This window comes from Mycobacterium sp. NGS68 (assembly GCF_059812195.1).
The window spans coordinates 182,204-207,735 of record NZ_JCALCE010000007.1 but is presented as its reverse complement, the minus strand read 5'-3'; the positions used below and the strand labels follow the sequence as shown (position 1 = coordinate 207,735).

The following is a 25,532-nucleotide window of genomic DNA, read 5'->3' as shown; positions in this document are numbered from 1 at the left end:
TGGTCATCGCTAACGCACGGGCCGGGGCGGCTTGGTGTCGGTCGCCGCGAACTCCTGCTCCGGGCGTCCTGTCGTGCCGTACCGCAGACCGACCTTGACCTGCCGGGCGGTGGCCAGCGATGCCAGATACCGCTGGGCGGTCGCCCGCGATATCCCGATCGCCGCGGACACCTCCGCCGCCGACATCGGCTGGTCCGATGTGCGCAATGCGTCCAGCACAAGCTGTTTGGTCGACGAGGCCGCGATGGTCGGGGGCGCAGCGGCGGCGACCCTGGGGCGCAACGCATCCAGGGCCGCATCCACGTCGCCGGCGCTCAGGTTGGCGCGGGCCAGGATCTTGCGGTACCGGGCATAGCCCGCCAGGCGGGCCGCGAGCTCGGTGGTCGGAAACGGCTTGACGAGGTAGCTCAGCGCCCCCGCGCTCATGGCGGCGCGGACCGTGTCCGGCTCGGTCGCCGCCGACAGGATCATGCTGTCGCCTTGCAGTTCGCGGACGAAGTCCACTCCGGACCCGTCGGGCAGGTAGACGTCGACCAGCGCGAGGTCGACCGGCGCCGCCTGTCGCGCGGCCGCGAGGGTGTTCACCGTGGCGCTCACGGTGAAACCCGGCAGCGCGTTGACGATCTCGGCGTGCATGTTGGCGACCCTGAAGTCGTCGTCGACCACCAGCACCGTCAGGTCTGACTCGCTCACTACGCCTCCTCTTCCATCACTCCTGGCAGCCACCCGATGAACTCCGCGCCGGCCAACCGAAGGTCGGGCGTGTCGCCGGGGCTGAACAGCCAGAGGTCCCCACCGAGCGAGCGGCTGATCTGTCGCGACAACGCCAGACCGATGCCGCGGCCCCCCGGCAGCCCGGAGTCTGGCTTCGTCGTCCGGCCCTCGGTGAACACATCGTCGACGAAGTCGGGCGGAATGCCGTCGCCGCTGTCGACCACGATGACGTGCAGCGTGGTGCCTTCCTGCAGCAGCTCGATTTCGACCTCTTTGACGTGGTTGGAACCCGTCCGGGCCGCGTCGATGGCGTTGTCGAGCAGGTTGCCGACCACGGTGGTGACGTCGACGGGCAGCACGAGCCGCCCTGTCACCAGGGTGTTTTCGCCGATCCGCAACGTCACCCCGGATTCGCGGGCGCCCGCGGCCTTGGCCGCCAGGAAGGCCTGCAGGTAGGCGTCGCGAATCGCGTCGATGCCGGGCAACGCGGATCCCAGCGGGCCCGACCCGAGCAGTTCTTCCAGATACTCCAAACCCTCGTCGACGTGGCCGCCGTGCAGCAGCCCGTTGAGCAGGTGCAGCCGGTTGGCGAACTCGTGACGCTGGGCGCGCAACACCGTGCTCATCACCTGCACCGCGTCGAGTTGCCGGGTCAGCGACTCCACATCGGTGCGATCGCGCACCACTAGGACGGTCCCGAGCTCGCGGCCCTCACGGGACACGGGCCGCGCCGAGACCACGACGACCCGGTCGGCGACCGTCGCCAGGGCGGGTGTCGCGTCGGCGGCCTTGAACACGTCCAGCACCCGCGGGGTCAGCCCGATCTCCTCGACGGGTTGCCCTGTGCCGTCGCCGATTTCGAGCAGTTGACAGGCCTCGTCGTTGACGAACGTGGTCTTGCCCGACGTATCGGCGGCCAGCACACCCTCGCCGATGCCCTGCAGCACCGCCGCCTGCGTGCGCACCAGTTCGGTCATCTCGGTCGGCCGCAAACCGTGGGTCAGCCCGCGCCACCGCCGGGCCAGTGCCACCGAGCCCGCGCCACCGATCAGCAGGGCGACACCCCCGAATGCCGCCAGCTTGTAGAGGGTGTGCACGAATTTCTCATGCATTTCCATGGTGGAGATGCCGACGCTGACCATGCCCAGCACGTGCATGGTGCCCGGCTCCAGCACCGGGACCTTACCGACGATCGCCCGCCCCAGGCTGCCGGACTGGCGGACCCACTGCTCGTGTCCACCCAGTGCGACGCTCGGATCGGTGCTGATCCGCCGCCCCAGCTTGTTCTGGTCAGGATGCGCGAGCCTGATGCCCTGATTGTTGGCGATGACCACGAACAGCACCCCGGTGCGTTGCGTGACCCGGACGGCGTTGGCCTGCAACGGGCTATCGGCCAGCTCGTGCACCATCTCGGGGCTGTCGGTGACCGGCTCGTTGTCGTAACGGGAGATGGTGTTCAGTACGACGGGGGAGGTGGCCACCACCCGCGCGATGTCCAGCGCGTGGTCGCCGTACTGGGCATACAGACCCTCGCGGTCGTATTCGGCGACGAGGGCGAATGCGATCACGGTCGTGAGCGTGACGATGGCCAGTTGCAGCAGCAGCACCTGCGTGGCGAGTCGCAACGCGGTGCGACCCCGGTCGGCCATGAGGCGACCCTACTACCCGCGCTGAGCAAAATACGCAAAACTCGGCAGTTCGCCCGGCTCTGCTCGCCGAGTGTGGGGGATATGCACGGGTTTTCATCCACAAGCCCCACACTCGTCGGGCCGAGGACGCGCCACCGGCGTCCGTGACGGCGCCGCGCTGTCGCAAGCGATCAAGTGTCCCGAGGTCGCCTGGTGGATGCTCGACCTCGTCGGGCCGACGGCGGGCCTGTCGGAGAATGCGCCGTGGAAATCCGCCCCCGACAACGGGATAGCGTTTTTCGAAGACCTCGGGTGGCTGGCAGCCCCTGGAGCGCGATCGCCCGCTTCCGTCAGTGAGTCCTACCAGACGCGCACGTAGTCGACGAGCATCTGCGCCGGGTAGTGCCCCGGCCCGGGGTCACCGCCGCCGGACCCGGCCACCGCGAGGTTGAGCACCGGGAAGACCGTGTAGCCGGGGTCGTTGAACGGCCAGTCCGCTATCGAGTTCGCCGGCACGGTGAAGTACGGCGCCGCGCCGTCGCTGTAGTCCTGCCAGAACTTCATGCCGGCGTCGTCCCACTGGACGCGCCAGGTGTGCCAGCCGCTGTCCACCGCGATGTTGTGCGTCTTCCACGCCGAGCCGTTGGCTTTCGCGTGGACGGTGGTCGCCGAGGGCCAGCTGCCGTTGCCGTACCACTCGATGATGTCGATCTCGCCGCGGTCCTCGTTGCCCAGCCACCACGCGGGCCAGGCGCCGGGCGTCAGGCAGTCGAACTTGACGCGGGCCTCGTACGTGTGGCCCATCCCGCCCCGCCAGGAGCTGTGGATCTTGCCGCCGTAGTAGGTGGGGCCATCCTTGGCAGCGCGCAGGACCAGGTTGGACTTGCCGTCGACGAAGACGTTCTGCCGGTCGTCGCGGTACTGCCCGACGTGCTCGGGCAGCTCCCAGTACGTCGGGTCCTTCATCGTCTCGCGGGCTTGGGCGACGATCCACTTCGACGGGTTGGGTGCCGAGCCGGCGGGCCCGTCGAACTCGTCCTGGAAGATGTACGGCCCACCGCTGGGCGCCTTGGGCGCCGGGCTCTGCGGACGGGACGGGACGGCACCAGCCTGCGGGAGCGGAATCGCGGCTGTCAGCATCCCGATACCCGTCATCAACATCATGTTGCGACGATCCATTTCGGGCATAAGCACAGCACCATAGCAGCCGGGGCCCTACGGAGTGCAAACGCAAATCCTAGAGCTGGGCCCACACCGCCTTGGTCTTCATGTAGGCGTCGATGCCCTCTTTGCCGAACTCGTGGCCCCATCCGGACTGCTTGTAGCCGCCGAACGGCACGTCATGGTCGAAGACCAACTGGCAGTTGACCTGCACGCTGCCCGCCTGCAGCCGCTTGACGATCCGGTGGGCCCGGCCCAGATTTTCCGTCCAGGCGGTGGCGGCCAGCCCGTAGGTGGTGTCGTTGGCCATGGCCACTGCCTCGTCCTCGTCGTCGAACGGAAGGATGCTGACCACCGGCCCGAAAATCTCCTGCTGGTACAGCCGCATGCCGGGGTCGACGTTGGTCAGCACCGTCGGGTGGACGAAGTAGCCCTTGCGGTCGAGGCGGTAGCCGCCGGCGACCACTTCGACGCCGTCACCCTTGCCCTCGTCGATGAAGCCCAACACGCGGTTCAGCTGCTTCTGGCTGATCAGCGGGCCGCTGACGCAGCCTTCCTCGCTGGGGGCGCCGAGCTTGAACGTGTTCGCCATCATCGCGATGCCCTCTACGACCCGGTCGTAGACGCCGCGCTGCACGAAGATCCGCGACCCGCACACGCAGCCCTGCCCCGAGTGCACGAAGATGCCCAGCGACGCCATCAGGATGGCCTTGTCCAGGTCGGCGTCGTCGAAGATCAGCACCGGGGACTTGCCGCCGAGTTCGAGCATCACCTTCTTCAGGTTGCCGGCGGACGCCCGCACGATCTCCTTGCCGACCTCGGTCGACCCGGTGAAGGCGACCTTTTCGACGTCGGGATGCGCGGTGATCGCCGCGCCCGCGGTGTGGCCGTAGCCGGTCAGCAGGTTGACGACGCCGTCGGGAACGCCAGCCTCGGCGACGAGCCTGTCGAGCAGCAACGCCGACAGCGGCGTTTCCTCGGCCGGTTTGACGAGCATGCTGCAGCCCGCGGCCAGCGCCGGCGCCAGCTTGGCGCTCGCATTGAAGATCGGTCCGTTCCACGGGAAGATCAGCCCCACCACACCGAAGGGCTCCTTGAGGGTGTAGGCGTGCATGTTGACGAACGTGTCCGTCGCGATGCCGTCGGTCTTGACGTCGTAGGCGGTGCCGTTGAGCTTCGAACACCAGCCGGCGTAGTAGCGGAAGAACTCCGAACAGGTGGACATCTGCAACTGTGCCTGCATCAGCGGCATGCCCGTGTTCAGCGAGTCCAGTTCGGCGAACTCCTGGGCGTGCTCGTCGATCAGCTCCCCGATGCGCCACATGATCTTGGCCCGCTCGCGGCCGGGCAGCTGGGACCAGACGCCGGCCTCGAAGGACGCCCTCGCCCGCGCTGCGGCCTCGTTGACCGCCTCCTCGCCGCAGTCGGTGAACTCGGTGATCTGCTCCTCGGTCGCGGGATCGATGACGGAGATGACTTCGCCCGAGCCGGGACGCGCGCGAATGTCCTCCAAAACCGTCTGCAACGTCACAGTGATCGCCCTCTCTACGTCGGATGCTGAGCACTTGCTTAGCATCGGGCTTGGCGTCGGGTCAAGGGCGGCGCGGCGCGGCCCCTCCGCGACACGTAAGCCACGCACACGACACGCCGATACGGGTGTCCGCAGCTTCAGTCTCGAGGACCCGATTTGGGTGCGGCACCGGCCCGGCGGACGGACCTATGCTGAAGGCCCGACCACCGAGGGGATCGCGTGATGTCTGCTATTTCTGGGCCACCTGCGACGACGCGCACCGTGTTCCCGGGGATCAGCTCGCGGGCGTGGGAGCACCCCGCGGACCGGACCGCGCTGTCAGCGCTGCGGCGACTGAAGGGCTTCGACCAGATCCTGAAGCTGATGTCGGGGATGCTGCGCGAGCGTCAGCACCGGCTGCTGTATCTGGCCAGCGCGGCACGCGTCGGGCCGCGCCAGTTCGCCGACCTGGACGCGCTGCTCGACGACTGCGTGGACGTCCTGGACGCGCCGACCAGACCGGAGCTGTTCGTACTGCAGTCACCGGACGCGAACGCGTACACGATCGGTATGGATCAGCCGTTCATCGTGGTCACGTCCGGGCTGTACGACTTGATGACGCACGAGGAGATGCGGTTCGTGGTGGGCCACGAACTCGGCCACGCGATGTCGGGCCATGCGGTGTACCGCACGATGATGATGCACCTGATGCGGTTGGCGCGGTCGTTCGGTTTCATGCCCGTCGGCGGCTGGGCGTTGCGCGCGATCGTCGCCGCCCTGATGGAGTGGCAGCGCAAGTCGGAGCTGTCGGGGGACCGCGCCGGCCTGCTGTGCGGCCAGGACCTGGACACCGCGATCCGGGTGGAGATGAAGCTGGCCGGCGGAAGCCGGCTGGACAAGCTCGACTCCGAGGCGTTCCTGGCCCAGGCGGCCGAGTACGACCGGTCCGGCGACATGCGCGACGGCGTGCTCAAGATCCTCAACCTCGAGCTGCAGTCGCACCCGTTCTCGGTGCTGCGGGCCGCCGCGCTGACCAAGTGGGTGGACACCGGCGGCTACGGAACGGTGATGTCGGGTGACTACCCGCGCCGCGAGGACGACGACAAGGCAAAGTTCTCCGACGACCTCGGCGAGGCCGCCCGACACTACAAGGACGGCTTCGACCAGTCGGAGGACCCGCTGATCAGGGGCATCCGCGACGGCCTGGGCGGTCTGGTCGACGGCGTGGGGCGGGCCGCGACCAACGCCGCGGACTCGTTGGGCCGCAAGATCACCGAGTGGCGAAACCCTAAGTAACCTCGCGCGAGCAGACGTAAAGGTCCCGAAAACGGGCGGCGATATCGGGGGCCTTTACGTCTGCTCGGCAAGGGATGTGGCCGCGTGCGCGCCCGCCCGTCGGCCGGAGAACACGCAGTCGGCCAGCGACAGCCCGCTGACGTAGGAGTTCGAACAGACGCCGACCGCCGTGCGGCCCGCCGCGTACAGGCCGGGCACGGCATCGCCGGACGCGGTGACGACGGCCCCGGTGTCCTCGTCCACCCGCACGCCGCCCAGGGTCAGCATCGGCGTGGGGTTGAGCAGGCTGCGCCGGATCGAGATGTTGATCAGCGTGTACGGACCGGCGCCGACGCGGCGAGTGAACTCGGCGGGCTTGCCCATCGGATCGGGTGCTCCCGCATCGATCGCGTCGTTATGGGCGGCAACGGTTTTCGCCAGCCCGTCGGGATCTACACCGGCCGCGCGGGCCACTCGCTCCAGCGTGGCGCCGCGCTTCGCGTCGAGCGCCGCCTGGCCTTCGCCCTGCAGCCGCTGGAACCAAATCGATTGGGCCGGAATTTGTTTGCGGCGTTCGGCCATCAGCGCGGCGTCGGCGAGCAGCCAGCCTTTTCCGTCGTGATGCCGGACCATGGCCTGGCCCACCGCCGCGCCGTAGCGCGTCTCGTCGATGATCCGCTCGCCGTGCTGATCGACGATGATGGAACCGAGGAACGCGCTGGGGGGAGTGATGAATCGCCACGCCGACACGTTGTCCATCCGGTCGGTGACGCCCCCGGCCTTGACGGCCAGCGCGATGCCGCTGCCGTCGTCGCCGGTGGTGCCCAGAGGAAGTCCGCAGCTGAATTGCGGTGCGTACCTTTGGATCCAGTCGGTGTTGGCGATAAAGCCGCCGGCGCTCAGGATCACCCCGCCGCGCGCCTCGACCTGCATCGGCGTCGCGTGCCGCCGTTCCAGGCCGCGCATCACCCGCTCCATGGCCGCACGCAGCGGTGGGTAGTAGACGCCCGGCTTGGCGGCCAGCGCCGCCGCACGCGCGAACTGTTGCCGGACCCCCCGCGGCGCGCGGTGCAGCGTGAGCGCCCGGACGCCGACGACCCGGCCGGCCGCGTCGGTCACCAGGTCGGTGACCCGGGTGTGCGGGTAGAACCGAGCGCCGGCCGCCAGCGCGGATTGCATCAACGGGCCCGAGAGTTTCTTGCCCGAGGTGCCCATGCCGTGGACGCGGTGCCCGCGCGCGACCGGTCGGGTGACGTCGCGGAAACCGCCGGAATTCTCGCTGCCGGAGTAATAGAGGTAGTACTTGTTGTTCGGATACGACACCTTGTACGGGCACATCGACGAGTCGAACGGGACGCCGTGGCCGCTCAGCCAGTCGATCATTTCCACGCTGGATTCAGCGAAGCGCCGCAGCGTTTCCGGGCGCACCACGTCGCCGACCTCGAGCTGCAGGTAGGCCAGAAACTCCTCGAGGGTGTCGTCGACGCCGGCCTGACGCTGCACGACGGTCCCGCCACCCGCGTAGATGATGCCGCCGGACAGCGCGGTCGCGCCGCCACCGTCGAACCGGTCCAGCGCGACCACGGCGGCGCCGCGCTCGCGGGCCGTCAGCGCCGCGCAGGCGCCGGCGGCGCCGAAGCCCACCACCAACACGTCGGTCGAGATGTCGGCGGGCACGGCGCCTGAGCCTACGCGAGCAGACGCAAAGGTCCCCGAGAACCTTGGTTTTCGGGGACCCTTACGTCTGCTCGGTGGGGGAACGGCAGGGGAACGCCAGGTTCACGCCCCCCTGTTGTAGCGGGTCAGGAATGCGACGGCCGCAACCCCCGCGACGGCCCCGGTCACACCCCACAGCACGAACTGGAAGACCGAGCCGAAGAACACGCCGAAGGTCGCGGTGAGGTAGACCAGCCAGATCAGGCGGTAAACGCTCCACGCCGTGTACACGGCGGCGCTGATGCCGATCCACAGCGCGCGCTGCTGGTCGACGCGGTTGATCTGCTCCTCGATGCTGGCGGGCAGGATTTTCATGTGCTTTTCTCCGTTTGCTAGGCGGCGCCTCGGTGGCGTCGTCGTTGCACCAAGTACAGGCGGCACACCGAGCTACCGATCCCAAACTTCGAGTAGCGCTACGCCCCCGGACAGGTAGAACTACGCAGGCTTTCGGGCCCCCGCGCGGCGATGCTGTCCGGGTGACCACACAGCAGAGAACTCTCCTGGGCCTTCCCGCCCCCGCCGAACTGGACGCCAGCACCCCGGCCGACCGCGACCGCGCCATCGACGTCATCCGCATCACCGCGCTGATCGGCGTGGTGATCGGCCACACCGTGATGGCGATCAGCGTCATCCGCAACGGCGTGCTGATCTGGGACAACCTGCTCACCACCTCGACGGTGTTCCAGGCCTTGACCTGGATTTTCCAGATCATGCCGCTGTTCTTCTTCGCCGGCGCGGCGGCGTGCGTGGCGTCCTGGCGGCCCGGCGCCAACTGGGGCGGTTGGCTGATGAAGCGCTGCACCCGGCTGTTTCGGCCGGTGTTCTATTACCTGGGATTCTGGGCGATCGCGCTGACGGCGCTGTATCCGGTGCTCCCGCAGCACGTGTACGAACCGGTCGCCGGCGTCAGCATTCAGCTGCTCTGGTTTCTGGGGGCTTACGTGCTGGTGCTGGCCGCGATGCCGGTGCTGTGGCGGATCAACACCACCGCCCGCCTGGCGGCCGGCGTGGCCGCGGCGTACGCGATCATCGCCGTCGTCGACGCGGTCCGCCTGCACTGGAGCGCGGCGGCGCCGCTCGGCTACGTCAACCTGGCCGTCTGGCTCATCCCCGCCATGTTCGGCGTCGGCTACCGGCGCGACCTGCTGACCGGGCGCGCGGCGTTGGGCACGGCCGCGGCGGCGTTCGCGGTCAACGTCGCGCTGCTGCGCTGGGGTCCGTACGAGCTGAGCCTGGTCGGCATCGAGGGGCAGCGGCTGCCGAACATGAGCCCGCCGTCACTGCTGCTGGCCGGGCACGCGATCATGCTGAGCGCGCTGGCCGTCGCCGCGGCGCCGGCGATCGGCCGGTGGGCGCAACGCCCGAGGGTGTGGTGGTGGACCGCCGTCGGCAACTCCGGCGCCATGACCCTCTATCTCTGGCACATGCCCGCGCTGCTGGGCGTGCACCTGCTGTTCGACGGCTTCGGGCGTCCCCGGTACCCGGGCCAACCGGATTTCCTCGGGATCAGCATCGAGCAGCTGTTCATCATGGTCGGCGTCGTGGCGCTGCTGTTCGTGGCGCTGCGGGGCCTGGAGAACAACCCGCTACCCGGGTGGGACGGCGCGCCGGCGATCACGTCGGTGTGGCGCGGCGTCGCCGTCGGCGCGCTGCTGTGCGTGGCAGGGGCGTCGACGCTCGCGGCGGTGAAGTGGGGCCTCAAGGACGACGGACTCGTCTGCGTCGCCGTGTTGGTGGGCGCCCTGGTGGCGGCGCGGGCCCTGAGTCAGCGGATCATGTCGATCCAGGAACCGAGGTCGTCCTCCCGATAGCCCCGGGCCTGGCTGGTGGACTGGCTGGTCGCGTAGTGCTGGGCCACGCCGCCGGCCAGCTCCAGGACGGCTTTGCGGGTCCGCGGCTTGAGGGTGCCGAAGTCGACCGCCAACCCCTGGGCCAGGTGCACGTCGTAGGGCACCCGGTAGACCTGCGAGACGAACTTGCCCAGCTCGTTCTCGGCCACCTTCAGGTCGACGAGCGGGCGGCCGTCGCGCGTCGCGTTGAGCGCGACCACGGTCCGGGGCAGCAGCCGGTCGAACCCGTGCGAGTACAGCCATTCCAGCGTCGCCAGCGCACCCTCGACGCCCCGCACATCTTGGGATGCCACCACGACCAGGCCCGTCACGTCGCCGGCGATCGTCTGGAACAGCGGGTCGGTGATCGACGTGCCGCAATCGAGCAGGATCACATTGCAGTGCCGTTCCAGGATGTTCATCGTGGCGGAGTAGTCGTCCGGACCCAGGGTGTAGGACGCCTTCGGATTGTTCTGGGCGCTCAGCAGTTCCAGCCGGTCGTTGTTCAGCACCGTGTGCACGCGCACGTGCGAGTAGCGCTCGACGTTGCGCAGCGACGCCACCTGCTCGATGTTGGCGTCCGGGCCCCCGCGTTCGCTGAATCGCGCGGACAGGTCACCGAGGTCGGGGTCGACGTCGACGGCGATCACCCGGTCGCCACGGACCCGCGCGATGGCATTGCCCACCGCGACGGTCATCGTGCTCTTGCCGACGCCGCCCTTGGCGCACACGAACGCGACCTTGTGCACGTCGTCGAGGGTGGCGCGGACCCGGCTGATCAACTCGGCGGCATGCCGCTGGCCGGCGCTCGGCCCCGGGTTGATCCGTCCGCCGGTGAGGTTGACGACCACCTTGCGCCAGCCGCCCGCGGCCGTCGGCCGTACGCCCTTGGCCAGTAGGTTGTGCCCGTTGTCACCATAGGGATGCTGGGGCACCGGCGGCGACGGCGCGATGGGGTGCTTGTCCGGACTCGTCGGAAGCGGGGGCGCCGGGGAAGTACCGGCGGCGGCGTGGCCCGAAGGGGCCCCGTGGTGCAGTGAATCGGTGGGACTGGTCATACCGGGCCGTGCGCTTTCCGCTCGTGGGAATGTTCTCCGTCGTTGCAGAACCGACGGAAACGATAATGCGACCGGGGCGGTTTAGTCACCCGAATCGGTGGGGTGCTGCATTTCGGCCTGGAACAGGCGGTATTGCTCGGCGTGGCCGGGTCGGCGCCGCACGATCAGCCAGCCGGCGCCCAGCAGGACGAACCACAGCGGAAACCACGCCAGCGCCATGGCGGTTTCGCGTTCGGTGCACAGCGTCCAGATCACGAACGCGAAGAAGACCAGCACGGCCCAGGACATCGGTACCCCGGCCGGCATCCGGTACCGGGAGGCCGCGTGTCGCCGCACGTGCCGGCGACGGTAGACGAGATAGCTGACGACGATCATCGCCCAGACGAACATGAACAGCAGCGACGAAATGGTGGTCAGCAGCGTGAAGGCGCCCATCACCGAGCCGCCGACATAGAGCAGCGGGATGGACGTCAGCAGCAGGACGGCGGTCACCAGGAGCGCGGGCGCGGGCACGCCGCCACGGTTGAGCCGGCGGAAGGAAGCGGGGGCGCTGCCCTCGTCGGCCAGGCCGAAAAGCATGCGGCCGGTGGAGAACACACCGGAATTCGCCGACGACGCGGCCGCCGTGATCACCACGAAGTTGACGATCGAGGCCGCCGCGCCCAGTCCCGCCAGCGAAAACATCGTCACGAATGGGGACCTGCCGCTCTCGAACTGCCGCCAGGGGATGACGGTGAGGATCGCCAGCAACGCCCCGATGTAGAAGATCGCCACGCGCAGTGGCACGGCGTTGATCGCGCGGGGCAGCGTGCGGTGCGGGCTCGCCGTCTCGGCGGCGGCGGTGCCGACGAGTTCCACGCCGACGAACGCGAAGAACGCGATCTGGAACCCGCCGACCACGCCGGTGAACCCGGTGGGGAAGAAGCCGCCTTCGTTCCAGAGGTTTCCGACGGCCGCCGGTTGACCTTGCGGAGAAACGAAACCGGTCGCGAGCAGGATCGCGCCGACGCCGATCAGGCACAGGATCGCCGCCAGCTTGATCAGCGCGAACCAGAACTCGATCTCCCCGAAGTTGCGGACGCTGAACAGGTTGAACACCAGCACCAGCGCGACCGTGACCAGTGCGGGCACCCAGCCGGGCAGGTGGGGCCACCAGAACCGGCAATACCCGGTGATCGCGACAACTTCCGCGATGCCGGTGACGATCCAGGCGAACCAGTACGACCACCCGATGAAGAAGCCCGCCGCGGGCCCCAGCAGGTCGGCCGCGAAGTCGACGAACGACTTGTAGTTCAGGTTGGACAGGAGCAACTCGCCCATCGCGCGCAACACGAAGAAGATGAAGAACCCGATGATCGCGTATACCAGCAGCACCGACGGCCCGGCGCGGGAAATCGTCCGGCCGGAGCCCATGAACAGGCCGGTGCCGATCGCGCCGCCGATCGCGATCAGCTGGATCTGCCGGTTGGAAAGCTCTCGATGCAGGTGGGGGACAGCGTCATCGTCCGTCGGGGCGGTGATGTCGCTCGCCATGCGACGACGATAGGGCTTATGCGGGCGTACTCCTACGCCACTCCTACGCCAGATAGACACCGCCCGCCGCGGTGATGACATCTCCCGCGGCGACGTCGTTCGTGTCGAGGTTCTTGAAGAGCAGTCCGACGTTGTCGCCGGCCGCCGCGCTGTCCCTCTTCTTGCGGAACGCCTCGATGGCGTCGACGGCGACGCGCGGCCCGTCGTTGATCTGGACCGTGTCGCCCACCCGCAGTTGGCCGCTCTCCACCCGGCCGGTCGCGACCGCCCCGCGGCCGCGGATCACGAACACGTCCTGCACCGTCATCCGGAACATGTGCGGCACGCTACGCGACGCGGGTGCTTATCCGGACGTCTTCACCATGAGCTTGCCGACGTTCTTGCCGTCGAACAGCATGTTGATGGCCGTCGGCAGCTGCTCGAAGCCCTCGACGACGGTTTCCAGCGGCGTGAGCTTGCCCTCGTTGATCAGGCCGGCGATCTCGGCGTTCGCCTCCGCGGCCCGGCCGAAGTGGTCCAGGACGATGAAACCCTGCACCGTCGCCCGCTGGATCAGCAGGTTGGCGAACGCGCGCGGCCCCGGCGGCGGGTCGGCGTCGTTGTAGCCGGAGATCAGGCCGCACAGCGCGACCCGCGCGCCGATGTTGAGGCGGGCGAAGATCGCGTCCATGATGTCGCCGCCGACGTTCTCGAAGTCGACGTCGATGCCGTCGGGCGTCGCGGCGGCGAGCTGCCGGTACCAGTCCCCGGCCTTGTGGTCGACGGCTGCGTCGAAGCCCAGCTGCTCGGTCAGGATCGCGCACTTCTCCGGGCCGCCGGCGATCCCGACGACCCGCGCGCCGTCGGCCTTGGCGAGCTGGCCGGCGACCGACCCGACCGCGCCGGCCGCGGCCGAGACGACCACCGTCTCACCCGGTTTCGGCTTGCCGATGTCGCGGATCCCGACCCACGCGGTCAGCCCGGTCATCCCGAGCGCACCCATGTAGGCGCTGGGCGAGACGCCCTCGGCGACGTTGACCGGCAGCAGCGGCGCCGAGTCCGAGGCGATCACGTACTCCTGCCAGCCGACCAGGCCCTGCACGATCTGGCCGACGGCGTAGTGCGGGTTCTTCGACGCGACGACCTCGCCGATCCCGCCGGCGCGCATCACTTCACCGATGCCCACCGGCGGCAGGTAGGTCGGGGTGTCGTTGATCCAGGTGCGGTTGGTCGGGTCGAGGGAGATCCAGTCGACGCGTACCAGTGCCTCGCCGTCGCCGATGTCGGGGACCGCCTGCTCGGTGAGCTCGAAGGTGTTGGGTCCGATGCGCCCGACGGGGCGCTCGCGAAGCAGGAAGCGACGGTTCTTCTCGGGCATGAGCGCACGGTACCGGAGAACTCCCGTCGTCCGGCGAGCAGACGTAAAAGCACCCTAAAACGACGGTTTTTGGGTGCTTTTGCGTCTGTTCGCGCAAACGAATTCACGGCTAAATCTCAGGATCGCAAAGGTTTGATCACAGGTTCACCTGGGCATCATTAATCAAGGGTTAGTCCACGTTGCCGTGGGATTAACGGCCGATTCTTCATCAGGAGAGAGTTGACGATCGTGGCGAATGCATCAGGTGCGACCGTAGTTTTCCTGGAATCACACCCCGCTTGGGCGGCTGCTCAGCGGCGTCAAAATGCACGCATGGAAGCCATGCGGCGTCACCCCTCGTTCCTGGCCAAACAGCGTGCAGCCGCGCAGGGTGGCGATTCGCAGCCGTTGTCAGCAGCGTCCGGATATAGCTCCGCCGTCGAAAACCGGCGCGCGAGCTTCCATTTGGTCGCGGTCGACAGCAAATCTCGCTGACGCGGCTTACATATTCTTCCCACCCGAGGAGACGGCGGAATAATCCGCCGTCTCCTCGTTTTGGCTGAGGTGTGGCTGGCTCGTGACCTTCTCGCGACAGCGACGAAGGACGCTCATCTTCATGACAGCGCTTGCGGTGATCTCCGCGTTGGTGACCTCGCTGTACGTCGGCTACCACGTCGGTCGCCGCGCCGGCTCGACGCCGCCGACGTGGAGGCAACGCACCAGCCGCATCTCGCTGAGCAAGCGCGCCATCGGCCTGATGCTGCTGGTCTCCGCACGTCGGATCCAGCGCAACCTGCCCGCCCACCTCGGGCTGCCCGCCGTCGTCGGCTGGGGACTCAGATTCGTTGAACCGCGGCAACTCGCCCGGAGTCGGCCGCGGCGCCGGTTCCGCTAGCGTCCGCGGCCGGCCGGTGAATCACACAGCTGGCTCCGCCGGACCGCTTGGCCTCGTACATGGCGGCATCGGCGTGCCGTAGCACGTCGTAGATGGAGAAGTAGGGGTCGTCGGTGGCGCGCGACGCGATTCCGATGCTCGCGGTCAGCACCACAGAGTCCACCTCGGTGCACGTCAGCGACCACAGCCTGTGCGCCAATTCCGTCGGCTCGGCCGGGTCGTCGCGCACGACCGCGAGCACGAGCTCGTCGCCTCCGATCCGGGCCGCGATTTCACCGGGCCGCGCGAGCTCGCGCAACCGCTGGGCCATCGCGATCAGGGCGGAGTCGCCGACGGCGTGGCCGTATACGTCGTTGAGCATCTTGAACCGGTCGACGTCGCACACCGCGATGACGACCGCCTTGGACGGCGTCCGGCGGGGCAGAGCCAGCTCGATCGCGGCGGAGAAGCCGCGGCGATTCCGCAGCCCGGTCAGGGGATCGTAGTGGGCCGAGCGCGCGGTACGACTGATCGCGCGTCGTCCGCCTTCGATCAGGGCCAGGCCACCCAGCGGCGCGACCACCACCCAGGTCAGCGCCGGCATGTAGTAGATGAACAGCCCGAATGCGCTGGCCCGCCCGTCGAACACCGCCCAAGCGGTGATGCCCAGGATCACCGCGATGCCGAACGCGCAGTGCAGGCACAGGACTCGTCGGCCGAGCACAAACGCCGCGAACACGCCCACCAGGCCCATGTACAGCGTGGCGCACAGCCGGGACGGCGGCGTCGACATCGTCGCCGCGACCGCGGCGACGGCGATATCGGCGCTTACGACGAACGTCATGACCAGGGGGTAACCGGGCCACCGGCCCAGCGCCCACCGCAGCCCGAAGCCCGCGGCGACCAGCATCGCGGCGGCCTGCACGGCCCGGCTGACGATGCCGACCGGACCGTCCGGGTGGAACTGCATCAGGGCAAGAAGCCCCAGCGACCCGAAGCAGGCTGCGGCGACCGCGGCGATGAATACCGTCGTCAAACCGCCTTCGCGCAGCGCGCGAATCGCGAAACGGTACTCACTTCTGCCCACCGCGCCCCCCGAAATGTGGCATCACCGATCCACACTGTAGCGGCGAAACGCCCGGTCCGGCTCGCTAGAGCTTGCCCGCGACGAAGTCGGCGGCCTGGTTGGCCATGCCGTCGTGCACGTAAGCGCTGGCGAGGTGCTGCGGCCAGTTGTCCTGCCAGGTGTTCGGGTCGGCCGGGTTGCAGATCGGATCCGCGCCGTGGCAAAGCTCGATCGTCCGATCGTTGTAGATGGGGTTGAAGTTCGTGATCGGGCCCGCCCACTGGCTGCCGTTGCCGAACAACGCGACCGCGGCGATGTGCTGGTCGGCGCCGGCCGGCAGGGGGTTGTCGAAGCCGAACGCGGAGAAGGGAACCGCCAGCACCACGTCGGTCACCGCCGCGCCCAGGGAGTAACCGCCCAGCACCAGCCGCGTGGCAGGGCAGGTGTTGATCATGTTCTGGACGTGCTGGCTCATGTCGTTGGCGCCGACGTCGACCTGGGTGTCGGCCGGGTACCGCACGGCGTACGAGCCGAAGCTCCTGCCGCCGACCTTGGAGCTCAGCGCGTTGATGAACGCATTGCCCAGGACGCCGGGGCCGGCCGACTCCAGGCGGCCGCGGGCGAAGACCACCTGCACCTGCGGACAGTTCGCGGCCGCGGCCGAGGGCGCTGCACCCGGCGCGCCGGCCGGCAACATGGCGGCGGTGAACGTCAACCCGGCGGCGATGACCGCCGGCGCCACGCCGATGACAATCTGTTTGAGGGGATGGAAGCGCACAGCACGATGTTAGAGCGATTGCGCTTCGGGTGCTGGGCGGCCGACAAGACCGGCGGGAACACGCGATAAATTCGCCTGATGAGCCGGACACACACGGACGCAAACGAGCGGTTGTTCGCGCTGGCCGAACAGGTGACGGGGTTCATGCCGGCCGACGAGGGGCGCGCGCTCTACGACATCGCCGTGCGCTACCTCGACGGCTGCATCGGCGTCGAGATCGGGACCTACTGCGGCAAATCCACCCTGCTGCTCGGGGCGGCGGCGCAACAGACCGGGAGCGTGCTCTACACGGTCGACCATCACCACGGGTCGGAGGAGCACCAGCCCGGTTGGGAGTACCACGACGCCTCGTTGGTCGACGAGGTCACCGGCCTGTTCGACACGCTCCCGACGTTTCGCCGCACGCTCGACGCCGCCGGGCTGGACGACCACGTCGTCGCCGTGGTGGGCAAGTCTCCGGTGGTGGCGCGCGGGTGGCGCACCCCGCTGCGGTTGCTCTTCATCGACGGCGGCCACTCCGAAGCCGCCGCCAACCAGGACTTCGAGGGCTGGGCGAAATGGGTGGACGTCGGGGGTGCGCTCGTCATCCACGACGTGTTCCCGGATCCCAAGGACGGCGGGCGCCCGCCGTACTACATCTATCGCCGCGCGCTCGACTCCGGCCAGTTCCGGGAGGTGTCGGCGACGGGTTCGCTGCGCGCGCTCGAGCGCACCGGGGGCCGACCGGGCGAGCCGATCTAGCGCGGCGCCTTTTGCCCGGCCCGCGCCGCGCCCGCTGGCGACGCGCTCGCCATCGCGACACTTAAACCACGGCGACGACGCCGACGACGTTCGCCGTGGATTAAGTCTCGACGACAGGCACCCGAGCCGATGGGCACCCGAGCCGCCGGGACCCGAGCCGCCGGGACCCCCGACCCGCGTCCGTCCCCCGACCCGCCGGGGACCCGACTCGCGTCACCGCCCGCTGGCGACGCACTCGCCACCGCGACACTTAAACCACGGCGACGACACGCCGACGACGTTCGCCGTGGATTAAGTCTCGACGACAGGCACCAGAGCCCGCGGGGACGCGACTCGCGTCACCGCCCGCTGGCGACGCACTCGCCAGCGCGACACTTAAACCACGGCGACGACACGCCGACGACGTTCGCCGTGGATTAAGTCTCGACGTCAGACACCCGAGCCGACAGGCATCCGAGCCGCCGCACCAGAGCCGACAGGCACCCGAGCCGACCCGCGTCACCCGACCCGCGTCACCGCCCGCTGGCGACGCACTCGCATTCGAAGTCGGTCTGCAGGCCCGTCGGCAGCCCGTCGCCGCGGAAGATCCCGGCGGCGGGAGTGGTGTCCGACAGCGCGTCGGCGGCCAGGATCATCGCGGCGCCGGTCCAGGTGGTCCGTTCCTCAGGCCAGCGTTTCCCGTCGGCGAACACCAAGCCGGTCCAGTAGGAACCGTCCCGCTCGCGCAGGTGCTGCATCGCGGCGAACTGCTGATGCGCGGCCGACCGGTGCCCGACGGCCTCCAGCGCCAGGACGAGCTCGCAGGTTTCGGCGCCGGTCACCCACGGCCGGTCGCTCACGCAGCGAATGCCGAGCCCGTCGACCACGAACTCGTCCCACCGCTGCGTGATACGGGCCGCGGCCGCCGGGCCGCGCAGCGCGCCGCCGAGGATGGGGTAGTACCAATCCATCGAATAGCGGTCCTTCTCGGTGAACGCCTCCGGATGCGCGACGATCGCATGGCCGAGGCTGCCGACCGCCAGTTCCCACTCGGGCTGCGGCTCCCCGACCAGGTCGGCGAGCGCCAGGGCACACCGAATGCTGTGGTACACGCTGGCACAGCCCGTCATCAGCGCCTCCCGTACCGGACCGGCCGCGCTACGCGCCCAGCAGATCTCGCCGTAGCCGACCTGCAGGTCGATGACGAAATCGATCGCCTGCCGCACCACCGGCCACATCCGCGCGGCGAAAGATTGGTCGCCGGTGACCAGCACGTGATGCCAGACGCCGGTGGCGATGTAGGCGCAGAAGTTGCTGTCACTGTTGGCGTCCTCGACCGTTCCCGCGCGGGTCTGGAGGGGCCAGGAACCGTCCGGCCGTTGCGTGCGAAGGCTCCACTCGAACGCGGCGCGGGCCGGTTCAAACTCGCCGGCGGTGGTGAGCGCCATCGCGCATTCCACGTGATCCCACGGGTCGGTGTGCCCGCCGTCGAACCAGGGGATGGCGCCCGAAGATTCCTGTGCCGCGGCGATGGACATCGCGGTCTGCCGGCACTGCTCGGGGGTGAGGACGCCCGCGACCGCCGGCGGATCAAACCGATGCAATTGAATATCCTTGTGTCGCTTGACCTGCCATCGCCCGAGCGGGCTTGGTGAAATACAGCGCGACGCTCTTGCCGACCAGCGGATTCAGCAGCGATTCCGCCAGCTGCGTGATCTTCGGCCGGCGCATCAGGTCCCACACCAGCAGCTTGTGGTACGCCGTCACCGCGGGATGGTCGGTGTTGGACACTCCCACAGCGCATTTCAGCCACCAGAACGGCGAGTGCAGGGCGTGCGCGTGATGGGTGTGGGTGAGTTCCAGGCCGCTACCGGCGATCTTGTCGCGCAGCGCGCTGGCCCGATAGATGCGGACGTGGCCGCCCTCGTTGCTGTGGTACTCCTCCGACAGCAGCCAGCACACCCGCTCGGGCAGCCACCGCGGCACGCTGACCGCGAGTGTGCCACCGACTTTGAGCACCCTGATCAGTTCGGCGATGGCCGCGTCGTCCTGCGGCACGTGCTCCAGAATTTCCGAGGCGATGACGCAGTCGAAGGTGCCGTCGGCGTACGGCAGCTTCAGCGCGTCGCCGACGACGACCTGCGCCGACGCGCCGGCCGGCGCTTCACCGGCTTCGGCCATCGCCTGCAGGATCGATTCCACGGAACGCAGCTCGGACTCGTCCTGGTCGAAGGCGACGACGTCGGCGCCGCGCCGATACGCCTCGAAGGCGTGCCGGCCGGCGCCGCAGCCGACATCGATGACCCTGGTCGACGGGCCAATCCCCAGCCGGTCGAAGTCGACGGTCAGCACTGCGCCCGGCCCTCGGCGCGCGCGATCGCCCGCTCGTAGACCCGCACGGTCTGCGCGGCCACGGCCTCCCAACTGAACACGTCGACCGCACGCGCTCGGCCCGCCGCGCCCAGGCGGCGACGCTTCTCCGGCGAGTCGAGCAGCGCGCCGAGCGCGTCCGTCAGCGCCTCGACGTCGGCGGCCGGCACCAGCTCGGCGCAGGCGCCGTCGGTCCCGACGACCTCGGGCAGCGCGCCCACCCGGCTCGCCACGATCGGCGTGCCGCTGGCCATTGCCTCCACCGCGGGCAGCGAAAACCCCTCGTAGAGCGACGGGATGCAGGCGACCTCGGCCGAGGCGAACAACGCGGCCAGCTCGGCGTCGGACAGCCCGCTGCTGATGTGGACGATGTCGGAGATCCCCAGCTCGGCGATCAGCTTCTCCGTCGGGCCGTTGGGCTCGACCTTGGCGACCAGCCGCAGTTCGAGGTCCCGGATGGTGCGCAGCTTGGCGACCGCGTGCATCAGGGTGCTGACCCCCTTCAGCGGGGTGTCCGCGCTGGCGATCGCGATCACCCGGCCGGGTCGGCGTGGGTGCGACCCCGGCTTGAACAGCTCGGTGTTCACGCCCAGCGGCACCACGTGCAGCTGGTCCGCCGACACACCGAAATCGGCGACGATGTCCTGCGCGGACGACGACGACACGGTCAGCAGGTCCGGAATCTGGCGTGCGACGTGCTTCTGCATCTTGGAGAACCCGTACCACCGGTGCACCAGCGGCTTTCGCCACCAGCGGGCCGCGGCGAGGTCGAGCACCCGATCCCGCGTGATCGGATGATGCACCGTGGCCACCACCGGCAGGCCCGTGCCGGCGATGGTCAGCAGTCCGGTGCCCAGGCTCTGGTTGTCGTGGACGAGGTCGAAATCGCCCGCCCTGCCGGCGAGCAGGCGCGCGACGCGCAACGTGAACGTGCGCGGCTCGGGAAAACCCGACGTCCACATCGTGGCCAGCTCCAGCAGATCGATCGAGTCGCGAATCTCGCTGGGCCGCGGCACCCGAAACGGGTCGGGCTCGCGGTACAGGTCCAGGCTCGGCACCTTCGTCAGCCGCACCCGCGGGTCAAGCAGTTCGGGGTAGGGCTGGCCGGAGAACACCTCGACGTCGTGGCCGAGCTCCACCAGCCCGCGGCTGAGGTGGCGCACATAGACGCCCTGTCCGCCGCAGTGGGGTTTGCTCCGATAGGACAGAAGCGCAACTCGCATACTCAACCCTTCTGCGCAGCTCTTATGACGGCGGAAGTGTGCCCAAATTCGATCGAGATCAACCGGGTCCCGCGAAGCGCGCGAGTAAAACTGGACACCTGTCCAGACTATAGTTCGGCCAGCTAAACACCGCAACGCGGTCCGGGTTTCGCGGAAAACCCCAGTTCAGAGGCCTCGCCTGGGGTCCCGGCTGGGTGAGCGATCGTCGGACCCTGGCCGTCCAGGCTTTGCTACCATCACGCGATGCCCCGTTCGGCCTCGCCTCGTGGACGCAGCGGCGAGCGATCTGTCTCCAGACGCGACGTCCTCAGATACTCCCTGTCCGCACCCGTGCTGCTGGGTCTGGGGGCGGCGGCCGCCGCACTGGATGCGCCGCCGGCGTCGGCCGACAACATTCAGCTGATCGATTTTGCCGAGCTCAGAATCCCGCCGGCCGAGATCAAGGCGGCGGGCTACGCCGGCGTCGTCAACTACGTGTCCGAGGCGCGGCCCGGCAAGCATTTCGAGGCAAAGCCCATCACCCGCGAATACGCCGACGCGCTGCGGGCGGAAGGCTTGCACATCGTCAGCAACTTTCAGTACGGCAAGCCGGGTGGGTCCGCGCCGTCGGATTTCACCCGCGGGCGCGACGGCGGCGTGGCCGACGCCCAGACCGCGCAACGGTTGCACGCGGCGGCCGGGGGGCCGGGTTCTGCGCCGATCTTTTTCAGCGTCGACGACGACATCGACGTCAACACATGGAACGGCCCGGCCGTCGAGTGGTTTCGCGGCATCAACTCCGTGCTCGGTGTGGGCCGCACCGGCATCTACGGCCACGCGAAGGCCTGCGGGTGGGCGATTCGGGACGGCGTGATCGGCAACTCGACGACGGCGGGATTCAAGTGGGCGTGGCAGACCAGGAGCTGGTCGCACGGCGAGCGTGAACCCGCCGCGGTGCTCTATCAGGGCGTGATCAACGGCCCGCTCCTCGGCGGCACCAGCATCGACATCGACGATGTCTTAGCGCCCGACTATGGGCAGTGGGACCTCAGCCGGTAGCGCCCGACAAGCAGCGCGAGCAGACGCGAACGCCCCTCATTTCGTGCCGAAATGGGGGCTTTCGCGTCTGCTCGCCGTTCTAGACTTAGCCGATGAGCGCCGCGCGCGACGTCGATTTCCTGCGCGGGACCGGGCGAATCGCCATGGCGCACAGAGGCTTTACGTCATTCAGATGGCCGAAGAACAGCATGGCGGCGTTCCACGAGGCGGCCAAGCTCGGATACCGCTACATCGAGACCGATGTTCACGGCACCCGGGACGGCACGGCGGTGATCCTGCACGACCGCGGGCTCGGCGCCGAGTCCGGCGTGCCGGGCATGGTCGATCAGTTGCACTGGCGTGACGTGCGCAGAGCAAAGCTGGGTGCCGGGGAAACGATCCCGACGCTCGAAGACCTGCTGACGGCCCTGCCGCACGTCCGCGTCAACATCGACCTCAAGCACGCGTCGGCCATCGAGCCGACCGTCGACGTCATCGAACGCCTGGGCGCGCACGACCGCGTGCTGGTCACGTCGTTCTCCGATCGCCGGCGACGGCACGCGTTGCGCCTGATGTCCCGACCCGTCGCGACGGCGGCGGGGACGGCCGGCCTCCTGGCCATGCTGACGAGCCGAACGCCGTATGCCCGGGCGTACGCGTGGCGGATGCTGCATGACAGCGACTGCGTGCAGGCCCCGGCGCGGCTCGGCGGCCTGCCGATCATCACGCCGGCGCTGGTACGGGCCCTGCACGCCTCGGGACGGCAGGTGCACGCGTGGACCATCGACGACCCGGCCGCGATGCACGCGTTGTTCGACATGGGTGTCGACGGCATCATCACCGATCGCGCCGACCTGCTTCGCGATGTGCTGCTCGCCCGCGGCGAGTGGTGGACCTAGCCGCCCCCAGCCGCCCGACGATGCGCGACGCCCCCGCGAGCCGGGCGGCCTGCGGGGGCGTCGACGGTTGACGCTAGGTCAGATCGAATCGGTCGTTGTTCATCACCTTGACCCAGGCGGCGACGAAGTCCTCGATGAACTTCGCCTGGTTGTCGTCCTGCGCGTACACCTCGACGAGTGCGCGGAGCACCGAATTCGAGCCGAACACCAGGTCATTCGCGGTCGCGGTCCACTTCGCGGCGCCCGACGCGCGGTCGGTGCCCTCGTAGACGTTCTCCGCGGTCCCCGACGCCTTCCACTCGGTGCCCATGTCGAGCAGGTTGACGAAGAAGTCGTTGGTCAACGTGCCGACCTTGTCGGTGAATACGCCGTGCTTGCTGCCGCCATGATTGGCCCCCAGGGCACGTAGGCCGCCGATGAGCACCGTCAGCTCCGGCCCGGTCACGCCCAGCAGGTAGGCCCGTTCCAGCAGCATCTGCTCGAGCGGAGCCTTCTCGCCGGGACGCGCGTAGTTGCGGAACCCGTCGGCCCGCGGTTCGAGGACCGCGAACGACTCCACGTCGGTGTCCTCCTGCGTCGCGTCGGTACGGCCGGGCGTGAACGGCACCGTGACCGCGTGGCCCGCGTCCTTCGCGGCCTTCTCCACCGCCGCCGAGCCCGCCAGCACGATCAGGTCGGCCAGCGAGAGCTTCTTGCCGCCGGAGGCGGAGCCGTTGAAGTCCTGCTGGATTCCTTCCAGGACCGTCAGCACCTTCTCCAGCTCGGCGGGCTCGTTGACCTCCCAGCTCTTCTGCGGCTCGAGGCGGATCCGCGCCCCGTTGGCGCCACCACGCTTGTCGGTGTTGCGGTAGCTGCCCGCCGACGACCATGCGGTCTTGACCAGCTGCGGCACCGACAGCCCGGATTCGAGCACCTTGCTCTTCAGGGCGGCGACGTCCTGCTCGTCGACCAGCGGGTGGTCGACGGCCGGAACCGGGTCCTGCCACAGCTGCGGTTCGGCGACCCAGGGACCCAGGTAACGCGAGATCGGGCCCAAGTCACGGTGCAGCAGCTTGTACCACGCCTTCGCGAACGCCTCGGACAGCTCCTCGGGGTTCTTCAGCCAGCGGGACGTGATCTCCCGGTAGATGGGGTCCTCGCGCAGCGAGACGTCGGTGACCAGCATCGTCGGGGCGCGCCCCGGTCCACCGAACGGGTCGGGGATGGTGCCCGCCCCGGCGCCGTCCTTCGCGGTGAACTGCCACGCGCCGGCCGGGCTTTTGGTCAGCTCCCACTCGTAGCCGTACAGCGTCTCCAAGAAGCTGTTGTCCCACTTGGTCGGGGTGGGCGTCCAGACCACCTCCAGACCGCTGGTGATGGCGTCTTCGCCCACGCCGCTGCCGTAGGAGCTCTTCCAGCCCAGCCCCTGCTGCTCGATCGGGGCGGCCTCGGGCTCGGGTCCGACGAGATCGGCGTCACCGGCGCCGTGCGTCTTGCCGAAGCTGTGGCCGCCGACGATCAGGGCCGCGGTCTCCTCGTCGTTCATGGCCATGCGGCCGAACGTCTCCCGGATGTCGTGCGCCGCGGCAATCGGGTCCGGCTTACCCTCGGGGCCTTCGGGGTTCACGTAGATCAGGCCCATCGTGGTCGCGCCGTAGGGCTGCGCGAGGTCGCGCTTGCCCGAGTAGCGCTTGTTGGTGCCCAACCATTCGTCCTCTTCACCGAACAGGACCTCTTCGGGCTCCCACACGTCCTCGCGGCCGAAGCCGAAGCCGAAGGTCTTGAAGCCCATCGACTCCAGCGCCACGTTGCCGGCGAAGACCAGCAGGTCCGCCCAGGAGATCTTGTTGCCGTGCTTCTTCTTGACCGGCCAGAGCAGTCGGCGCGCCTTGTCCAGGCTGGCGTTGTCCGGCCAGCTGTTGAGCGGAGCGAACCGCTGCAGGCCCTGGCCACCCCCGCCGCGGCCGTCGAAAATGCGGTAGGTGCCGGCGGCGTGCCAGCTCATCCGGATGAAAAAGCCGCCGTAGTGGCCGTAGTCGGCGGGCCACCAGTCCTGCGAGGTGGTCATCACCGAGACCAGATCGGCCTTGAGCGCCTCGACGTCGAGCTTCGCGAATTCCGCGGCGTAGTCGAAGTTGTCGCCCAGCGGGTTGGCCTGCGGCGAGTGCGGGTGAAGTCTAGACACGTCGATCTGGTTGGGCCACCAGTCCTGGTTGGTCCGCGGCGCGTCTGACTTCGGCGTGGGGGACGGGATCGCCGGGTTTTCGCTCTCGCTCTTGCTGGCCGTATTCGTGTCGGCCTGGGGTGGGCGGCTATCGGAGGTTTCGGATGACACAGCATTCCTTCCGGTTGGTGATGTGGGCTGTGATCACGGCTGTGATCGGGAAACGGCTGTCGAGCAGTCGGGGCACAAGCCCCAGTAGATGACTTCGGCCTCGTCGAGGACGAAGCCGTCCAGAACGTTGTTTTCGTCGAACGGCGTAAGGCACGGCGCTTCGCCGACGGCACAGTCGATGTCGGCGATGACCCCGCAGGAACGGCATACCAGGTGGTGGTGGTTGTCGCCGACCCGGGACTCGTATCGGGCGACCAGACCCGTCGGCTGGATCCGACGAACCAGGCCCACCGCGGTGAAGGCATTGAGCACGTCGTACACGGCCTGGCGGGAGACATCGGGAAGGGCAGCCCTTACCGCCGAGAAGATGGTCTCGGTGTCGGCGTGCGGATGAGCGTTCACGGCTGCGAGCACGGCGAGCCTGGGCCGGGTCACCCGCAGATCTGCCGACCGCAGTTGCTCGGTGTAATCCGCCGTGGACACCACCTCAATATGGTCACCTTTCTGGAAC

At 68.6% G+C, this 25,532-nt stretch carries 23 protein-coding genes and 1 pseudogene; 7 read left to right on the top strand and 17 right to left on the bottom strand.

Translation table 11 applies throughout. The features are described 5' to 3' along the window. Positions 1 to 9 precede the first annotated feature (9 nt). Both AC5Y5V_RS10975 and AC5Y5V_RS10970 read right to left on the bottom strand, forming a co-directional pair. The gene (locus tag AC5Y5V_RS10975; protein ID WP_499934074.1) at positions 10 to 693 is read right to left on the bottom strand and encodes a response regulator; all 684 of its coding nucleotides are present in this window, start codon (positions 691 to 693) and stop codon (positions 10 to 12) included. Further along, positions 693 to 2,363, bottom strand: a complete 1,671-nt coding sequence (locus tag AC5Y5V_RS10970; RefSeq protein ID WP_499934072.1) for a sensor histidine kinase — start codon at positions 2,361 to 2,363, stop codon at positions 693 to 695. Before AC5Y5V_RS10970 ends, AC5Y5V_RS10975 begins: the two co-directional genes overlap by 1 nt. Before the next feature lie 145 nt (positions 2,364 to 2,508). Here AC5Y5V_RS10970 and AC5Y5V_RS10965 point away from each other — a divergent pair. Then, positions 2,509 to 2,658, top strand: a pseudogene (locus tag AC5Y5V_RS10965) (class I SAM-dependent methyltransferase); the annotation flags it as partial. A 44-nt stretch (positions 2,659 to 2,702) separates the two neighbouring features. On the opposite strand, the gene AC5Y5V_RS10960 reads toward AC5Y5V_RS10965, so the two are convergent. Beyond that, a complete protein-coding gene (locus AC5Y5V_RS10960; RefSeq protein WP_499934069.1) occupies positions 2,703 to 3,530 on the bottom strand; it encodes a glycoside hydrolase family 16 protein in 828 nt (275 codons plus the stop codon). Positions 3,531 to 3,579: 49 nt separating this feature from the next. Further along, positions 3,580 to 5,034: an aldehyde dehydrogenase family protein gene (locus AC5Y5V_RS10955; protein ID WP_499934066.1), complete on the bottom strand. Its 1,455-nt coding sequence runs from the start codon at positions 5,032 to 5,034 to the stop codon at positions 3,580 to 3,582. Between the two features lie 231 nt (positions 5,035 to 5,265). Between AC5Y5V_RS10955 and AC5Y5V_RS10950 the strand changes: the two genes are divergently transcribed. Then, a complete protein-coding gene (locus AC5Y5V_RS10950; protein WP_499934226.1) occupies positions 5,266 to 6,309 on the top strand; it encodes a M48 family metallopeptidase in 1,044 nt (347 codons plus the stop codon). A 54-nt stretch (positions 6,310 to 6,363) separates the two neighbouring features. On the opposite strand, the gene AC5Y5V_RS10945 is transcribed toward AC5Y5V_RS10950, so the two are convergent. Both AC5Y5V_RS10945 and AC5Y5V_RS10940 read right to left on the bottom strand, forming a co-directional pair. After that, entirely contained in the window at positions 6,364 to 7,965 is a 1,602-nt protein-coding gene (locus tag AC5Y5V_RS10945) for an FAD-binding protein (protein ID WP_499934062.1), read from the bottom strand. A 102-nt stretch (positions 7,966 to 8,067) separates the two neighbouring features. Beyond that, a complete protein-coding gene (locus tag AC5Y5V_RS10940) occupies positions 8,068 to 8,319 on the bottom strand; it encodes a hypothetical protein (protein WP_499934060.1) in 252 nt (83 codons plus the stop codon). A 161-nt stretch (positions 8,320 to 8,480) separates the two neighbouring features. On the opposite strand from AC5Y5V_RS10940, the gene AC5Y5V_RS10935 reads away from it, so the two are divergent. Continuing rightward, complete coding sequence (locus AC5Y5V_RS10935) at positions 8,481 to 9,815, top strand: acyltransferase family protein (protein WP_499934058.1); 1,335 nt, start codon at positions 8,481 to 8,483, stop codon at positions 9,813 to 9,815. Here AC5Y5V_RS10935 and AC5Y5V_RS10930 read toward each other — a convergent pair. From AC5Y5V_RS10930 to AC5Y5V_RS10915, 4 genes are all read right to left on the bottom strand, one after another. Beyond that, positions 9,770 to 10,891 (bottom strand): MinD/ParA family ATP-binding protein, encoded by a 1,122-nt coding sequence (locus AC5Y5V_RS10930; RefSeq protein WP_499934055.1) that lies wholly within the window; start codon positions 10,889 to 10,891, stop codon positions 9,770 to 9,772. The two genes, AC5Y5V_RS10935 and AC5Y5V_RS10930, sit on opposite strands and share 46 nt — an antisense overlap. 81 nt (positions 10,892 to 10,972) lie before the next feature. Beyond that, positions 10,973 to 12,424, bottom strand: a complete 1,452-nt coding sequence (locus tag AC5Y5V_RS10925; RefSeq protein ID WP_499934052.1) for an amino acid permease — start codon at positions 12,422 to 12,424, stop codon at positions 10,973 to 10,975. 43 nt (positions 12,425 to 12,467) lie between these two features. Then, on the bottom strand, positions 12,468 to 12,740 hold the full coding sequence (locus AC5Y5V_RS10920) for an EF-Tu/IF-2/RF-3 family GTPase (RefSeq protein WP_499934047.1): 273 nt from the start codon (positions 12,738 to 12,740) through the stop codon (positions 12,468 to 12,470). A gap of 27 nt (positions 12,741 to 12,767) precedes the next feature. Next, a complete protein-coding gene (locus AC5Y5V_RS10915) occupies positions 12,768 to 13,781 on the bottom strand; it encodes an NADP-dependent oxidoreductase (RefSeq protein ID WP_499934044.1) in 1,014 nt (337 codons plus the stop codon). Positions 13,782 to 14,376: 595 nt separating this feature from the next. On the opposite strand from AC5Y5V_RS10915, the gene AC5Y5V_RS10910 reads away from it, so the two are divergent. After that, complete coding sequence (locus AC5Y5V_RS10910) at positions 14,377 to 14,655, top strand: hypothetical protein (protein WP_499934041.1); 279 nt, start codon at positions 14,377 to 14,379, stop codon at positions 14,653 to 14,655. Here AC5Y5V_RS10910 and AC5Y5V_RS10905 read toward each other — a convergent pair. Together AC5Y5V_RS10905 and AC5Y5V_RS10900 are read right to left on the bottom strand one after the other, a co-directional pair. Then, a complete protein-coding gene (locus tag AC5Y5V_RS10905; RefSeq protein WP_499934037.1) occupies positions 14,597 to 15,721 on the bottom strand; it encodes a GGDEF domain-containing protein in 1,125 nt (374 codons plus the stop codon). The two genes, AC5Y5V_RS10910 and AC5Y5V_RS10905, sit on opposite strands and share 59 nt — an antisense overlap. Before the next feature lie 64 nt (positions 15,722 to 15,785). Then, a complete protein-coding gene (locus AC5Y5V_RS10900; RefSeq protein WP_499934223.1) occupies positions 15,786 to 16,397 on the bottom strand; it encodes a cutinase family protein in 612 nt (203 codons plus the stop codon). Between the two features lie 159 nt (positions 16,398 to 16,556). Here AC5Y5V_RS10900 and AC5Y5V_RS10895 point away from each other — a divergent pair, with 159 nt between their 5' ends. After that, on the top strand, positions 16,557 to 17,219 hold the full coding sequence (locus tag AC5Y5V_RS10895; RefSeq protein WP_499934034.1) for a class I SAM-dependent methyltransferase: 663 nt from the start codon (positions 16,557 to 16,559) through the stop codon (positions 17,217 to 17,219). A gap of 512 nt (positions 17,220 to 17,731) precedes the next feature. Here AC5Y5V_RS10895 and mmpH read toward each other — a convergent pair. Genes mmpH through manT form a run of 3 tightly spaced genes read right to left on the bottom strand, consistent with a single transcriptional unit; the run spans position 17,732 to position 20,791 of the window. Next, positions 17,732 to 18,802: an MMP endo-(1,4)-3-O-methyl-alpha-D-mannosidase gene (mmpH, locus tag AC5Y5V_RS10890; protein ID WP_499934031.1), complete on the bottom strand. Its 1,071-nt coding sequence runs from the start codon at positions 18,800 to 18,802 to the stop codon at positions 17,732 to 17,734. After that, positions 18,789 to 19,550 (bottom strand): class I SAM-dependent methyltransferase, encoded by a 762-nt coding sequence (locus tag AC5Y5V_RS10885; protein WP_499934026.1) that lies wholly within the window; start codon positions 19,548 to 19,550, stop codon positions 18,789 to 18,791. The genes mmpH and AC5Y5V_RS10885 overlap by 14 nt, the downstream gene beginning before the upstream one ends. Next, positions 19,544 to 20,791 (bottom strand): MMP alpha-(1->4)-mannosyltransferase, encoded by a 1,248-nt coding sequence (gene manT, locus AC5Y5V_RS10880; protein ID WP_499934022.1) that lies wholly within the window; start codon positions 20,789 to 20,791, stop codon positions 19,544 to 19,546. Before manT ends, AC5Y5V_RS10885 begins: the two co-directional genes overlap by 7 nt. Positions 20,792 to 21,034: 243 nt before the next feature. Here manT and AC5Y5V_RS10875 point away from each other — a divergent pair, with 243 nt between their 5' ends. Together AC5Y5V_RS10875 and AC5Y5V_RS10870 are read left to right on the top strand one after the other, a co-directional pair. Continuing rightward, complete coding sequence (locus AC5Y5V_RS10875; RefSeq protein ID WP_499934019.1) at positions 21,035 to 21,829, top strand: DUF1906 domain-containing protein; 795 nt, start codon at positions 21,035 to 21,037, stop codon at positions 21,827 to 21,829. A 92-nt stretch (positions 21,830 to 21,921) separates the two neighbouring features. After that, entirely contained in the window at positions 21,922 to 22,707 is a 786-nt protein-coding gene (locus AC5Y5V_RS10870) for a glycerophosphodiester phosphodiesterase family protein (protein ID WP_499934016.1), read from the top strand. A 73-nt stretch (positions 22,708 to 22,780) separates the two neighbouring features. Here the strand turns inward: AC5Y5V_RS10870 and katG are convergent, their stop codons facing one another. Continuing rightward, complete coding sequence (gene katG, locus AC5Y5V_RS10865) at positions 22,781 to 25,021, bottom strand: catalase/peroxidase HPI (RefSeq protein WP_499934014.1); 2,241 nt, start codon at positions 25,019 to 25,021, stop codon at positions 22,781 to 22,783. Between the two features lie 33 nt (positions 25,022 to 25,054). Next, positions 25,055 to 25,507: a Fur family transcriptional regulator gene (locus AC5Y5V_RS10860; protein ID WP_499934012.1), complete on the bottom strand. Its 453-nt coding sequence runs from the start codon at positions 25,505 to 25,507 to the stop codon at positions 25,055 to 25,057. Between the last annotated feature and the right edge of the window lie 25 nt (positions 25,508 to 25,532).

Coding starts and splice junctions, on each gene's coding strand:
- AC5Y5V_RS10970 (WP_499934072.1), bottom strand. CDS start 2,363: ATGGCCGACCGGGGTCGCACCGCGTTGCGACTCGCCACGCAGGTGCTG.
- AC5Y5V_RS10960 (WP_499934069.1), bottom strand. CDS start 3,530: ATGCCCGAAATGGATCGTCGCAACATGATGTTGATGACGGGTATCGGG.
- AC5Y5V_RS10940 (WP_499934060.1), bottom strand. CDS start 8,319: ATGAAAATCCTGCCCGCCAGCATCGAGGAGCAGATCAACCGCGTCGAC.
- AC5Y5V_RS10930 (WP_499934055.1), bottom strand. CDS start 10,891: ATGACCAGTCCCACCGATTCACTGCACCACGGGGCCCCTTCGGGCCAC.
- AC5Y5V_RS10925 (WP_499934052.1), bottom strand. CDS start 12,424: ATGGCGAGCGACATCACCGCCCCGACGGACGATGACGCTGTCCCCCAC.
- AC5Y5V_RS10920 (WP_499934047.1), bottom strand. CDS start 12,740: ATGTTCCGGATGACGGTGCAGGACGTGTTCGTGATCCGCGGCCGCGGG.
- AC5Y5V_RS10915 (WP_499934044.1), bottom strand. CDS start 13,781: ATGCCCGAGAAGAACCGTCGCTTCCTGCTTCGCGAGCGCCCCGTCGGG.
- AC5Y5V_RS10910 (WP_499934041.1), top strand. CDS start 14,377: ATGACAGCGCTTGCGGTGATCTCCGCGTTGGTGACCTCGCTGTACGTC.
- AC5Y5V_RS10900 (WP_499934223.1), bottom strand. CDS start 16,397: ATGTTGCCGGCCGGCGCGCCGGGTGCAGCGCCCTCGGCCGCGGCCGCG.
- AC5Y5V_RS10895 (WP_499934034.1), top strand. CDS start 16,557: ATGAGCCGGACACACACGGACGCAAACGAGCGGTTGTTCGCGCTGGCC.
- manT (WP_499934022.1), bottom strand. CDS start 20,791: ATGCGAGTTGCGCTTCTGTCCTATCGGAGCAAACCCCACTGCGGCGGA.
- AC5Y5V_RS10875 (WP_499934019.1), top strand. CDS start 21,035: ATGCCCCGTTCGGCCTCGCCTCGTGGACGCAGCGGCGAGCGATCTGTC.
- AC5Y5V_RS10870 (WP_499934016.1), top strand. CDS start 21,922: ATGAGCGCCGCGCGCGACGTCGATTTCCTGCGCGGGACCGGGCGAATC.